The organism is Thalassoglobus sp. JC818 (assembly GCF_040717535.1).
Taxonomy (GTDB): Bacteria; Planctomycetota; Planctomycetia; order Planctomycetales; family Planctomycetaceae; genus Thalassoglobus.
The window spans coordinates 364,823-379,291 of record NZ_JBFEFI010000001.1; the positions used below are offsets into that span (position 1 = coordinate 364,823).

Genomic DNA, 14,469 nt, shown 5'->3' on the forward strand with positions numbered 1-14,469 from the left:
GCAATGCCTCCCACGAATCGCCCTCCAAGAATTCTGCGTCCCTGTTCTGCCACTCCTTTCCAGGAAGCCAGTCCACAACGCAAGTAACAACTTAATCCAGTTTGTTTCGAAGCTCCTGTCACAGAAGGTTAGAAGAGTGCCGGTACTTTCTCTCTCACTTAGGACGACCTGCTTGGTGACCGTATTGGTCGTGTGTACACGCCCTACGGTTGCAGAGAACAGAGCTGAAGAAACCTATTCACAGCGATTGACAATTCGATTTCGAGACTCCGCGACTGCCGAAAGAGCCAATCTCAAAATTGAACCTCTGTATAACGGACATCATCGAGCCGTCTCCTGTCGCTGGGACGACAACTGGACCAGCGACAATCAAGGGACTCGAGAGTTGATGGAAAAGTTCGGAATCCGGGGTACCTGGTATCTGAATGGACGAGACTTTTCGCCCGAGAATCGACCTGCCGACTATTTGCCAGTGGCGAAAGAATTATTGCGGGGCGGAAACTCTATCGGCGGACACTCACTGACGCATCCATACATCACCTACTTTCACAGCAACCGAATGTTTGCAGAAATGTCGGGAGTGCGAATCGAGTGGGAATCTGCGCTCGACCAGCCTGTCTTGTCCTATGCGTACTCGTTCGTCGACATCAGCCCAGGACCTGAGCGGCACGATGTCATGCAGCGGACTCTGGATTCACTGACGCGATCCGGATTTGATCACGTCGCTGAGTACCTCAGCTTCTTTGAGAATGTAAAGATGCACCAGGAATTGAGTCCGATCATGCCTGCTGAGAACAACCCATTCGACGAATTTATAAAGGCAGTGGACTGGGCTTACAACGAAGACAAGCTGACCCAGAACTATCCGATGATTACCAATTCCATGCATGCCTGGTACGGAACACCTCGTCTGGATTATGGCTATGACGAGTTGCGAAAGCGGTTTGAATTGCTGCGTTCACTGAAAGATGTTTGGCACTGCAATCAGAATCAATACGCCGGTTACCGTCGGCAATACCGCAGCGCGACTCTCGGCGAGATTGAAAGGATTGAGAACACGGTCTCTTTCACCCTGTCGCGCCCAAGCATTTCATTGTTGAACGATGACACACCTTTAACGCTTGCCGTATCAGGCACGACGAGAGACTCAAACACTTCAATTGAATGTTCTGGCTGCGCAGTTGTGATGTCGGACCGAAGTGAGGCTGATCTCATTCGATTCCATGTCCCCCATCGAAGGGACGAGCGTTTGCCTATTCTAATCGGACACGTCGCCAATCCTGAGAACACTTCCACTCTGGATCAGCTAAGACGGGATCAAGATTTTCCGCAACTGGTTGGTGGTTTATTCGCTGACGGTCAAAGACTCACGCTTTCTCTTCGGTGTGAAGAAGGCCAACGACTCGAAGATGTGAAAGTCATCTGGCGTGCTCCGATTGGATATGACGTTGCCCCAGTCCCGCTTAAAGTCAATTTACGCAGCGACAACTCATTGGAAGCTCACAAGTCTCTGAATCCATTGCAAAAGCCAGACGCGCATTGGGGACAAGAACACTTCGCTGCTCAAGTAGACTTTCTGCTTGATGGACAACCCGGCAGATTGCACCTCACTTGCCAAAGGGCAGGGGTGGAGCCAGACGCTTCACTCCCTCGTGACGGCTTCAGCATCTTGGGGCCGATCAATCCTGGTGCAGCCAATACTGAAGACTTGTGTCAGATTGCTTTGAACGAGTGGACGAAGCAATGTTGGGACGGGAAACAGTGGAAACTTCCCGACGAAACCGACATCACGTGGAGAGCAAGCGGAGATGACGGTTACGTCAATCAGGAATGGCTCAACCCAGAGTACGTGCGGACGATGGGAACGTGGGATACGAACTCCCAGACTTACCTCCTGCGAAGCATCATTTCGTGCAGTAAAAGGCAGCGAGCGCGTCTCACCATCAGCCATCCAAGATTGTCGAGAGTCATGGTCAATGGACACGATGTCGTGTCAGATGAGGTTGAACTCGAACAAGGAGAAAATCGAATTCTTGTCATCTATCCAGGCTGTGAAATGGGCTTCGACACGCAGCGGCTGGCGGCCTGCTTCCTGAGACTGTCCGACCCTGAAACCGGCCTGCGTCTTCGAGACATTCAATACCGTGCATTCTAGCATTGAAGGCAATTGGCAACTGCAAATGTCACACAAACGAACATCAGTGAACGGGTTGGCCAGGTTCAGTCTTTCAAAATCTGTCGCTCGCTCAACTTGTTTTCTCTGCTCTCTCCGGTAGCTGATAGGACTCGTTTCGCAGGGAATCGGACTTGCTTCACAACGAAATCATTGTTGTGTTCATTCACTTTTTCGTGATTTAGTTGATTGGTCACCAACGACTTCAACTTCGGAAAAAGTGGCGTCGGTATCGACGACTCGTAGTCCGACTGAACCTTGCTGATAAGAGTCGTCAACGTGCTGTATTTTCTGCTCGCCGTTCTGCAGCACCGTAATACGATTTCCTTGAACTTGAACCGACAGTTGCTGCGGTTGCTTCGTGTCAATGTTCGTTTTGGAACGGGCCAACTCCTCCCAACTGCTCCCATCCATCTTGCCGAGAATGACGAGTTGTGTGCGAGGAATCAGGCCTGCGAAGTACCCGCGATGCGCGTCATAGCCGACTGATGGTCCAGTGGTTCGGAAGAGGATTCCAGCATCGCGAGCTTGAGGATCTCCATGAAAGTCGATCGTAGCTTTCACAACCAAATTCTTTGGAACATCTCCCGCGAAGATGACTTTCTCACCAGATCGATAGACGTTGACCGACGCATCAGGAGACTGGCCAATTCGAATCACATTTCCATCGACTGACAGATATTGGTGATGCCCGAAGTACTCGAACGACTCGGTAGAGAATTGAGCATCTGATGTCTTATCTCCGGAGGGTCTTTTCTGGACTGCACCCGGCTCAACTGGTTTTCCAAAGAGTGGAAAACCTTTCTTTCCGACGCGCATTGGCTGCACAAAGACTGCACGACGCCAGCCTGGTTCACGATCCCGTTTCGCGTGGAAGACGTGCCACCACTCTTTGCCGTCCAATGATTTGACGAAACATGAATGGCCAACGCCATATGTGGAATTCGTCCCGTTGAAGACAGGCTTCGGACGTTTCTTCCATGAAGACGGTTGGAGTGGATCATCGCCGACCAATTCAAGAAGTCCCAATTTGTAGGTTGGCAACCAGGACGCTCCACACGAATAGACGATGGCCGTTTGCCGTTTGGTTTGAAAAATCTGCGGCGCTTCATTCAACCCGCGTTTGGAATCATCGGGCTGAATACGTTCCCAAAGGAAATCGTCGTTGTCGCAGATCTGTATCCGTGGTCCGGCCAGTTTGGTCGGTGACTCCATCCGCGCGATATACAGATACTGCTGATCTGAACCTGGTTTGTCCCACCCCGACCAGATTGCATACCGACGTCCCTGATGTTCAAGAACTGTCATGTCAATGGCCCAAATATTGGGTGACTTTCCGTCTGGTCGGTCACCGGTCGCCAGAGGACCGTGAAGCTCGTATTCACCCAGCGGGTCAGGAGTCTTAGATTTCAAAACGTATGCCAAGTGATTCTCATTCTTCCCGTCCGACGCAGCGAAGTAGACGTACCAGTGATCGTCGAGCCAATGCAGTTCGGGAGCCCAAACTTCCTGAGAAACAGGACCTGTTGTCGGAGCCTTCCAGACGATGTGTTTTTGCCCCATCGATGACACACTGTCGCTGACATGAATCGCGATCGCGCGATTGCCTTCGGACATACACCACAAGTACCGCTGGGTGTTCGGGTCACGAATTACCCAAGGATCGGCACCTTCTCCGATGGGGTTGACGAAGACGTCAGTTTTCAATGAGCCGGCATCTTCTGGACTTTCCCAATCGGGATCACCGGCATCCGCTGGAAGCTCTTTGTTCCAGTTCATCACAGCTGCATGAAGCCGCTTCGCGACGTCTGGATTCGTCTCTGCGAGATTCGTGGTCTCAGATGCATCAGCTTTCAGATCGAACAACTGTGGATCGCTGCCATTATAGTTGACGAGGTATTTCCACTTGCCGTCACGAACAGCGAGATCTGGATTGTCTTCATTAGCCTGTCCAGGACGGTCTGGCGGCCGGCGCCAGAAGATCGGAGCTTGTCGACCTTCCTTCGTTTGGCCCAGCAACGTCGACATCACATTTTCACCGTCGAGTCGTTGATCTGGATCGGGTGAAATTCCCGCGAACTCGTACAGCGACCGATTCACGTCGATTGCGGAGAGTACAGCTTGGTCGTTAGTTGTTCCCGCAGCTCCCTCTGCGATGAACTTCGGCCCCCAGACGATTAATGGGGAGCGAATCCCGCCTTCGTAAAGCCAGCCTTTAGAACCTCGCAGCGGATCGGAAATTCCGGCACCATCTTCGTGTCCGTTGTCACTCATCACCAAAATGAGAGTGTTATCTTTCAACTTCGGATCGCGTCGGACTCGATCGAACAACTTGCCGAGTTGCTGGTCCATCGCATCGAGCACAGCATAGTAGAGTTGCCTCTTGCTGCCGTCGGTTCCTTCGCGAAGCACCTGTGGGGGAAAGAATGGCGAATGAACATCGTCCGGCCAGACATTGATGAAAAACGGTTGGTCTTTCGCTTGTGACTGGTCAATAAACTCGAGTGCTTCGTCGACGAAGGCGGTTGTCACCTGGCTGCGATCTTCCCAGCGAATCGGACCTTTGCCGAGGTCTGCAGAACCGAGATCATGTCTCTCTGGTGTCTTTCCGTCGTACGCATCTTTCAGCGGCAGCACGCGGGGACCGAGTCCCTCGAAATTCGTCAAGCTGCTGTCAAATCCGTACTCACGAATCAGCGGTGCGTTGCCGACATCGCGTTGGCCACCCATGTGCCACTTGCCGAAATGTCCCGTCGCGTAGCCAGACTTTTGCAATTGGCGAGCCAACACTGGAGCGTCTTTGCTGAGCCATTGATCCATGCCCCGCTCGATGTTTCTCTTTCGATTCGCAAGGTAAGACGATATCCGATGCCTTTGTGGATATTGGCCAGTTGAAAGGGCAACTCTGGATGGCGAACAGATCGGCGCGTTGACGTAAAAATTCGTAAATCGCAAACCTTCGTTTGCCAGTCGATCAATGTTCTCAGTAATCGTCTGCTTACCGCCGTAGCACGACAGATCTGACCAGCCCATGTCGTCGATGAAAACGGTGATCACGTTCGGTTGATCACCGGTCGGTGCCAGACGAGGATCGCCAAACACAGCTTGCGTGTCACCGGTTTGGGCGAACCACTCGTCCAAACGTCTTCGCAACTTCTCAACTCTGGGCTGCTGTACGTCATCCGCGATCAGATTCTTTTGTTCCCATGGATCGCCCTGAGTGTTGTAAAGTTCTTCTGCGGGTCGATTCTGATAGTTCTGAACAAGCCTTCTCGCAGCGGTGTCTTGCGTCGCTTGATCAACCCAACTCGTCCAATATCCTCTGTCTTTTGTTGTCTCGGTGACATGGCTGCAGAACAGGAATTCGGGATGCAAGTTTCTGATGTACTTCCAACCGTCTGACGTGTAAGCGGCTCGAATTGGAAAGACGTTGTGATTGCCGTCACCACTGTGAGTCGTGAAGATCACATCCCGATGCTTGGATTCTTCGCCCTCTAAAACAGGCAAGAACGACCGCCCATCGATATGCTCTGGAGGCGTTGCACTAGCGACTTCGACCAGCGTTGGGAGGATATCAATCCATGACACCATCGCCTTGCTACGTGTTTCTGCGGCGACTCGTCCCGGCCATGAGACAATCAGCGGAGTGCGGATGCCATCTTCATAGAGATTCCATTTCCCGAACGGCCACTGCGCACCGTGATCGCTGGTGTGCAAGAAGAAAACGTCCTCGCCCAACACTTCACGCGATGCGTCGTAGACCTTGCCCAATTCGTTATCCATCGTGCGGATTGCAGCAACGTACTTTGCCCTCCATTGGCGAGAGGTCGGTGTGTCGACATGGTTCGGCGGGACAACAAGCTCTTCGGGATCGATGCCACTAATATCTTCCGGCCACGGGACATGGGGCCAGTTCGTTCCGACAAATAGACAGAGCGGCTTGTCGGAATCACGATCGCGTAACCATTTGATCGCTTCATCGACAGCCACGTCGTCGTGATATCCAAAGTGCTTCGCGAGGTCGAACCCATAGTCCGGCGTTTGCGCATAGTGTCCGACTTTGCCGAACGAGACGACTTCGTAACCCAGTTCCTGAAGATAAGCTGGCAGCTTCTTCACATCCTGATGTGGTTTCGAATGATTCGCCTCAGCTCCGTTTCTGGCTGGGTACAAACCAGTCAGTAGAGCTGCTCGACTGGGAGCACACGAAGGAGAAGCGACGAACGCGTTGTCAAACGTCATCCCGGCATCGGCCAGTCGCTGCATGTTTGGCGTATCAATATCTCGAGAACCATAAACCGATGAGTCTCGCCAGGTATGATCGTCGGATAGAAAAACGACCATATTGGGCCGTGCAGTCTGTTCGCTGGCATGGCAAAGGCGACTTGCCTGAAACAGCAGGGCTACAAAACAGATTGGGATGAAGATTCGTCGCAAGCGTGTCGAACGAATCGTTGGATGATCAGACTTCATTATGTGTAAACTCATATTCAGTATATAAAGGTTCCATACTTAGCTCAGAATGTCTCGAATGACATGAGCTTCCTCAACACCTGTCAGACGAAAATCAAGGCCCTGAAACTTGTAGGAGAAGCGATTCGCGTCGATTCCGAGAAGATGTAAGAGCGTTGCATGAAAGTCTCGAACATGGACTTTGTCCTCGACAGCATTGTATCCGAAGTCGTCGGTTGCTCCGTATGACATCCCGGGTCGAACTCCACCTCCGGCAACCCACATGGAAAACCCTTTGATGTGGTGATCGCGGCCAGTTCCTTGAGCCATCGGTGTCCGACCAAATTCACCACCCCAGATAACGAGTGTATCCTCAAGAAGACCTCTTTGTTGAAGATCGGCGAGAAGCGCCGCTGTTGCCTGATCGACCAGTTTCGCGGTCGTCGCCACTCCGTTCTTGACACCGCCGTGATGATCCCATCCACGATGATAGAGCTGAATAAAACGTACACCGCGTTCTGCGAGACGCCGTGCCAACAGGCAATTGCTTGCGAAACTTCCATCGCCTGGCGTGCACCCATACATGTCGACGATATGTTTGGGTTCGTTTGACGTGTCGATCAACTCCGGCACCGACGCTTGCATTCGAAATGCCATTTCATAGGCCGCGATTTTGGCTGTCATCTCTGGATCGGCGAGGTCGCGATTCCGTAGCTCATTGATCCCATTAATGGCGTCGACTATGTCCGACTGCTGCTGGCGGCCGACTCCAGGAGGATTCGACACATAGTGAACCGGGCTTCCAGTTGAGTGCATTTGCACACCCTGAAAGCGGCTTGGAAGAAATCCGGAGTGCCATTGGCGCGAACTGATCGGCTGGCTTTGACCGCCGCCTTCGCTTGTCAGGACAATGAACCCTGGTAGATCCTGAGTTTCAGCCCCCAAACCGTACAGCACCCATGATCCCATGGAGGGTCGGCCACTAATCACGGTGCCTGTATTAAAGAAAGTATGAGCAGGGTCGTGATTGATTTGCTCGGTGTACATCGACTTAATGACACAGAGGCTGTCCGCCCACTCGCTGATGTAAGGAAAGACCGAAGAGATCTCCAGCCCGCTGTCTCCACATTTCGCAAAGGGATGCTGAGGACCGAGCACTTTGAGCTCTTTGCCTTGCAATTGAGCGATCGGCTGGCCTTCCGTCAGCGATGACGGCATTCCTTCGCCATCATGCTTGGCAAGTTCAGGCTTGTAGTCGAAAGTCTCAAGATGACTCGGCCCGCCAGCCATACACAAGTGAATGACGCGTTTGACTCTTGCCGGAAAATGAGCGCGATCTAAAACACCGGTCGATGGTGCTTCACTCGCTGCGTCTACGGCAGACAGACTTTGCTGATTGAGCAGAGACGCCAACGCGACCGATCCGAGACCTGTTCGACGTAAGAATGTCCGGCGAGCAATCGCATCGGAGGAATTCAAAGATCTATTCATGATAAGCTTCAACATGAGTTCGCTGTGATACTGTTCAAAGTCAACTTTCTGTTTGCCGACTCAGTATCTCGTGATTGTCTCTTTCAGATTCAGGACGACTCGGGCTACGCTCGTCCAGGCAGCCAATTCAACGGGATCGAGGGTTTCGAATTCTTGCACAGTGAGTGATGCCACCAACGCATTGGCTTCTTCTGGGTTCCGCTGAAAATACTCCAGGTGCTTCTGCTGGAGGTCGAGAAGAATTGCCGAGACGGCTGGGTCCGGATGTCGAGATGTGACCACGCGGTACACCCATTCGATCTGGTCTTCTGTGTCGTCACCAGCTTCCGTCATTGTTCTGGCTGCAAGTGCACAAGCTGTTTCAACAAACGATGGATCATTGAGAAGGGTCAACGCTTGAATCGGCGTATTCGACCTTGCACGCTGAGCAGTGCACTCTTCTCGGCTGGGTGCGTCGAAGGCTTTCAACATCGGGTGCAGAAACGTACGCTGCCAGTGTGTGTAGACGCCGCGTCGATACTGGTCGCTTCCCGTATCTGGTTCATACTCGCGACGAGGAAAATTCAGTTGCGCGTAGTAACCTGCTGGTTGATAGGGTTTCACACTCCGGCCGCCGACTTCCTCAACGAGTAATCCGCTCGTCATCAAGGCCGTATCACGAATCATTTCCGCTGGAATTCTGAAACGACCTTGCCGAGCGAACAATTCATTGTAGGGGTCTTCTTCTGCAAGCTGTGGCGTTGGTGTTGAAGACCGTTGATAAGCCTCACTGAGTGCAATCATCTTCATGATGTGCTTGATGTCCCAACCAGACTTCACAAACTCGATGGCTAGCCAGTCGAGAAGTTCGGGATGCGAAGGGAATGTGCCTTGTCCCCCGAAGTCATCAACGGACGAACAGATTCCTCGGCCAAACATCAAATACCACAAGCGATTGACCATGGTTCGCGACGTCATCACGTTATCGGGCTCACAAAGCCAGTTCGCAAGATCGAGTCGAGTCGCCCGGCGACCATCTGTCTCAAGTTCCCCCAGGAAAGCTGGAATCGCTGGCGAGACAACTTCTCCTGAGTCATCCATCCAGTTACCTCGTGCCAGCACGCGAATCATCCGCGGCTGAACCGATTTACTGACAACCGTTGAGGTGCTTGCCTCCTCGATTTGAGTCCGTTGATCTTTCAAATCTTGAACGGACTCTCGAAGAGCAACCATTCTCGCCTCGTTGTCGAGATAATATTCTTTGACCTCCGTCGTCTGTTCAGTGCTCCGATCAGCCGGTGGAGTTCGCAATGCGCTGGCAATGTGAGCCGGGATTCCGTCTTCCGTTAGCCAACCACTCTTGTCCCAGTAAGCAAGTCCACCAAACTGAACGAAGGCCATGCCATTCACTTTCGCACCTTCTTCAAGGCCGACGTCAGCTGCGGCAAACTCAAGTCGAATCCATTTCCCAGCCTCTGGGAGGTTCCCCTGTCGGCGATAGCCGTTCCAATCTTCAGCCTTGCGACCAAATCGGATTTCGTCGCTTCCCCAGACGGCTCTTTGGTCCCAGTCCCCGTCGTTCAACTGCAACATCAATGCAGTCGGTGGATTATCGGGATCGAGATAAACCCACGCATAGAACTTTGTCATCGGCTCAACAGAGATCGGCTTGGCTGCGTCTGAGAAAAAATGCTGCACAAGTCCCGTCGCTGCTTGTCGTCTCGACTTTTCACCGCTGAAGACGTTGGTGCCTACAAAGTCCCAAGTACCGTTGCTTGATCCGCCAGTATCCTGCGAGTCATCGATCCAAGTGAACTCCTTCTCACTCTTTTCATCGAGTTTCGATTCCAACGACGATTCCCAATCGTCCTGACTTTTCAGTACCTCCGCCGTCAACGTCGGAATCTGCGACTGCAGTTGCTCGACCTGGCTGGAGAGTTCGGCCATTTGTGCCCGTTGTGCCTCAGTCGGCACATGCATCATGGGGGGCCGGTGTCCTCGTCCTCCGTAAACCCCGACTTCTTCCAGATCGGCAAAGAATGCCCCGAACGAGTAGAAATCGCGAGCCGTGAACGGATCGAACTTGTGGTCATGGCATTGTGCACAACCCATCGTGGCAGACATAAACACCTGCGATACGTTCCGGACACGATCAGCAAAGTAGATCGCGAGATACTCCTTCGCTTGAGATCCTCCTTCTTCCGTCGTTTGATTGAGTCGATTGTAGCCCGACGCGATCAACTGATCTGTCGTGGGATTCGGCAGTAAGTCTCCAGCGAGTTGTTCTCGGATAAAACGGTCGTAGGGCATGTTGGAATTGAATGCCTCGATGACGTAATCACGATAGGGCGATTGCGAGACGTCCTGATCTCCGTGATATCCAACTGTGTCGGCGTATCGAACGAGATCCAGCCAATAGACAGCCATTCGCTCGCCGAATCGGGGCGATTCCAGCAAGCGGTCGATGAGTTGTGCATATGCCGTCTCGCTGTGATCATTGAGAAACGCGTCAACGTCATCAGGAGTCGGTGGCAATCCGGTCAGATCGAAGTAAACCCGTCTCAATAATGTGATCGGATCACCCGGCGGAGTCGGAAGGACGTTTGCCTCTTCGAATCGCTGATTGACGAAGTGATCGATCACATTTTGACCGGGAGTCTCAGTGATTTCCGGTCGCCGCATCGGGACGTAGGCCCAATGTGGTTCGTAGACAGCTCCCTCAGCAATCCATCGCAGCAATAGAGATCGTTCGGTTTCACTGAGCGGTTTATGCGATTCCTCAGGTGGCATCACTTCGAACGGGTCATCGGAAGAAATTCTTCGAACCAACTCACTCGCTGAGATGTCCCCAGGCTCGATGGCCCCCGCCTCGATTGCCTGGTCTCTGAGGTCCAATCGCAAATCGCCTTGAACTTCTTTCGCGTCAGGTCCGTGACAGGCAAAACACTTGTCAGTCAGAATCGGACGGATGTCTCTGTTGAAACGTATTTCCCGATCGGCGGCAAAAGTGTTGGTTGCGATCAGACAAAGAGCTGCAAAGGACAGGTACTGGCTTTTCATCTTCATTCTGAACTAGAGATTCTCGTGAAGTCGCATCATGGATCAACACTTCACTCTACTGTCCGCTGGGAAAGAAGAGAAGTAAGCGCACTGCTTCTGCTACTCTCGGGCAGCTCTGGAGAGGAGCTCTGTACTCCCGGCTCGAAATCCGCTCTCTGAGACCACACCGGTTTCGCCGCGATGTTGTGCATCGCATTTGAAAGGATTAGGTTCAGTGTGTGATTCCTGTTTGATCGTCGATCAGATGCCTCAAGCGGGAAGTGACTCGATGTTCCTCGATCGCGCATCAATGAGAAGAACACCATGAAGATTCGCACTCTGCTTCTAATGTCGCTGCTTTCTATCATCACCCTGGTTTGCGGGCAGAGCAGGGGATGGAGCGCTGATCAGCCCAACATTCTCTTCATCATTGCAGACGATGCCTCTCGCGACAGCTTTGGAGCTTACGGAGCAAACTACGTCAAGACGCCGAATTTCGATCGCATCGCCAGTGAGGGTGTGCTCTTCAGCCAAGCTTATAACTGCAATCCAAAATGCTCACCAGCACGTGCTTGTCTCCTAACAGGCCGCTACTCTTGGCAGCTGGAAGAAGCCTGTAATCACCAACCTTTCCTCTCGGAGAAATGGCAGTTTTATCCATGGATTCTCAAGGAACAGGCAGGCTACTCCATTGGATATACAGGGAAGGGCTGGGGACCGGGTATTTGGCAAGGGAATGTCGCTGGCAAGGCGAATACAGATAATCCTGCCGGCCCAGCATGGAACAAGATTTCTGCAAAGCCTCCCTACAAGGGCATATCGAATATTGATTACGCCGCCAACTTCACCGCCTTTCTCGATAGTCTCGACGACGATGCCCCATTCTGTTTCTGGCTCGGGACAAAGGAACCACACCGCGGTTACGAGTTAGACAGTTGGAAGCGAGATGGTCGTGATCTTTCGGAAGTCACCGTCCCCGATTATTTCCCTGATACAGAAACGATCCGAGGTGACCTTGCTGACTACGCAATCGAAGTTGAATGGTTTGATACGCATATCGGACGCGCACTTGAAGAGTTGCAGCGTCGTGGTCGGCTTGAAAACACTCTGATCATCGCCACGTCGGACCACGGCATGCCGTTTCCGCGAGTGAAAGGGCAAATCTACGACGATGGATTCCATGTTCCATTCGCAGTTCGGTGGGGAGACCGTGTGAAAGCTGGCCGAACCGTGACAGATTTCATCACGTTTCCGGATGTCGCCCCGACGATTCTCGAAGTTGCCGGAGTCGCTGCTCCAGATCAAGTGACCGGTCAGAGCTTTTTGCCTCAGCTACTTTCGGAAGAATCCGGACGCATCGACCCTGAGCGCAACTACACGTTGCTTGGAAAAGAACGCCATGACATCGGACGGACAGACGGAGAACTCCTGTCAGTCGGGTATCCCTCCCGAGCAATCCGCACGGACGACTGGCTTTATGTCCGAAATTTTAAGCCGCAAAGGTGGCCAGTTGGAGATCCGCAATTTGGTTTCCTTAACTGCGATGGTTCCCCAACGAAGAGCTATCTGACCGGACTCACAGTTGGTCACGAGCACTATCATTTCTTCGAACTTGCTTTCGGAAAACGCCCCGAGCAAGAGCTGTATGCAATCGAGGCTGACCCGGACTGCGTGAAGAACTTGGCCGTCGATCCTCAACACGTCGCAATCGTTGAACAGCTGTGGAACCAATTGCAGGAAAAACTCGAAGCACAGGGCGACCCACGCATCAACGGGAACGGCGAGATCTTCGATTTCTATCCCAACCGATCCATCGAGCGGCAACAGCAACTCTACAAGCGCCCCGACTGGAACCCAGTTGAAGAATTCGAACGCCGATATGGCTCCGGTTCCGTCGGCCTCAAATAGTTTCCTCCTTGCTTCATCATCAGTCACGCTGGAGGGCTTCCATGAATCGTCGAATTTCAGCGTTTTCGGTGATTCTTTCGGTCTTCACTCTGATTGCTCAATCACAAGAAGAAATTCTTGCTCAAGGAGTACAAGGCACAACTGTTGCACCTGCAGAGTCCAATGTGAACGCAGATGAGATTATCAATGGCAGTTGTGTGATTGTGGGTTTGCTGGAGAAGCCACTCGGGAGCATATTGTCAGTCAGTGGGAATTGGCGAGAAACGGAAAACAAGCCTGCGATCATCACCAAGGAAACGCTTCAACCAGTGCTTGTTATCGACGTTGTGAATTCGAGAAAACTCGACAAGCCCGTCATCTTCCACAAATGGCAAGTGGAGATGGCATTCATTCCTGGCAAGGAGATAAACTCAACAGGAAGAGTAACATATACCGGGTTCGAAATTCTAAAGTGGAGAGGTGCCCCTTTCAGAGAAGAGCAACCACACCAACAAAGTTTCAAGAGTGGGTTTGTCAGCTGCTTCCAGATTCTAGAGACGGAAGGCAGCGAAAACAGTCATCTTGAAACGAACCGATGATCGGCAATACGTAGATATCCTGCGATAACCTATGCGTTTCGTTCGAGATCACCGGCTATTCAGAGCAATCATTCAATTTTGCTTACGAAAAACAGGAACACGACCGCACAGGCGGTTGATGGCAATAGAGACATGAATCGCTTTGAATACGCCGAGGTAGTGAAAAGGACTGACTCACTGGTGAGGACTGTAGCACCATGCAGTCAGCTTCGATTGAGGTCCAATGTGGGATTCTTCACACAGAGGGTGTGACGATAATTAAGAGTGGGGGATCCGATCGATGGGAAACATCCGAATCAATTCATCCAAAGCACCTTCAATCCAATCCATCGAGGCAGTCGAGATCTATTTCGCCACCGAACTACCCGATTCCTATCGGAAGTTCATCATGCAACATGATGGGGCAAGACCGGAAACATGTGTGTTCCGGGCCGACAATGGGGAAATAGCAACTGGAGTCAATCAGTTCATCCCAATCAAAGATGTCCTTGGCGAACGGAGTAACGTCGCAAGTATTCTAAGTCGATCTTTTCCAATCGCTGACGATGGGTGTGGCAATTACGTCACAATGGATATCGACTCGAGCCGAGTCGACTTTTGGGATCACGAAAGTAACCTGATCAAAACAGTTGCCGAAACGTTTACGGATTTCCTCAACGGCTTAGTGCCGTTCAAAGTAAAGCTTCATCCGGGACAAGTGAAGCGTGTTTGGATCGACCCCGCTTTTCTTGAAGAGTTAGAGGCGATCAAGAAGAAAGAACAGTAGTGGTGCTGTATCACTATTCGAACCACCTCTGGGATCCGAGATGAGAATAAGCAAGAACGTCGAGCCGTGCTCGCATGTGAAGA

The 14,469-nt window shown here is 52.0% G+C and carries 7 protein-coding genes; 4 read left to right on the forward strand and 3 right to left on the reverse strand.

The features are described from left to right. Positions 1-136: 136 nt before the first annotated feature. Positions 137-2,155, forward strand: a complete 2,019-nt coding sequence (locus tag AB1L42_RS01235) for a polysaccharide deacetylase family protein (protein WP_367050319.1) — start codon at positions 137-139, stop codon at positions 2,153-2,155. Between the two features lie 180 nt (positions 2,156-2,335). Here the strand turns inward: AB1L42_RS01235 and AB1L42_RS01240 are convergent, their stop codons facing one another. The 3 genes from AB1L42_RS01240 to AB1L42_RS01250 are packed head-to-tail and all read right to left on the reverse strand — an operon-like array spanning position 2,336 to position 11,155. Further along, positions 2,336-6,646, reverse strand: coding sequence for a sulfatase-like hydrolase/transferase (locus tag AB1L42_RS01240; RefSeq protein WP_367050321.1), 4,311 nt, complete (start codon positions 6,644-6,646; stop codon positions 2,336-2,338). A gap of 39 nt (positions 6,647-6,685) precedes the next feature. Further along, positions 6,686-8,116, reverse strand: coding sequence for a DUF1501 domain-containing protein (locus AB1L42_RS01245; RefSeq protein ID WP_367050323.1), 1,431 nt, complete (start codon positions 8,114-8,116; stop codon positions 6,686-6,688). Positions 8,117-8,176: 60 nt separating this feature from the next. Continuing rightward, complete coding sequence (locus AB1L42_RS01250; RefSeq protein WP_367050325.1) at positions 8,177-11,155, reverse strand: PSD1 and planctomycete cytochrome C domain-containing protein; 2,979 nt, start codon at positions 11,153-11,155, stop codon at positions 8,177-8,179. 303 nt (positions 11,156-11,458) lie between these two features. Between AB1L42_RS01250 and AB1L42_RS01255 the strand changes: the two genes are divergently transcribed. The 3 genes from AB1L42_RS01255 to AB1L42_RS01265 all read left to right on the forward strand — a co-directional run bounded on the left by AB1L42_RS01255 (position 11,459) and on the right by AB1L42_RS01265 (position 14,386). Then, entirely contained in the window at positions 11,459-13,042 is a 1,584-nt protein-coding gene (locus tag AB1L42_RS01255; protein ID WP_367050327.1) for a sulfatase, read from the forward strand. Positions 13,043-13,083: 41 nt separating this feature from the next. Next, positions 13,084-13,620 (forward strand): hypothetical protein, encoded by a 537-nt coding sequence (locus tag AB1L42_RS01260; protein ID WP_367050329.1) that lies wholly within the window; start codon positions 13,084-13,086, stop codon positions 13,618-13,620. Between the two features lie 280 nt (positions 13,621-13,900). Continuing rightward, positions 13,901-14,386 (forward strand): SMI1/KNR4 family protein, encoded by a 486-nt coding sequence (locus AB1L42_RS01265; protein WP_367050331.1) that lies wholly within the window; start codon positions 13,901-13,903, stop codon positions 14,384-14,386. The last annotated feature ends 83 nt before the right edge of the window (positions 14,387-14,469 follow it).

Bases quoted from the DNA above. Each gene is read 5' to 3' on its own strand.
- AB1L42_RS01240 (WP_367050321.1), bottom strand. From the start codon at position 6,646: ATGAAGTCTGATCATCCAACGATTCGTTCGACACGCTTGCGACGAATC.
- AB1L42_RS01255 (WP_367050327.1), top strand. From the start codon at position 11,459: ATGAAGATTCGCACTCTGCTTCTAATGTCGCTGCTTTCTATCATCACC.
- AB1L42_RS01250 (WP_367050325.1), bottom strand. From the start codon at position 11,155: ATGAAAAGCCAGTACCTGTCCTTTGCAGCTCTTTGTCTGATCGCAACC.
- AB1L42_RS01245 (WP_367050323.1), bottom strand. From the start codon at position 8,116: ATGAATAGATCTTTGAATTCCTCCGATGCGATTGCTCGCCGGACATTC.
- AB1L42_RS01260 (WP_367050329.1), top strand. From the start codon at position 13,084: ATGAATCGTCGAATTTCAGCGTTTTCGGTGATTCTTTCGGTCTTCACT.
- AB1L42_RS01265 (WP_367050331.1), top strand. From the start codon at position 13,901: ATGGGAAACATCCGAATCAATTCATCCAAAGCACCTTCAATCCAATCC.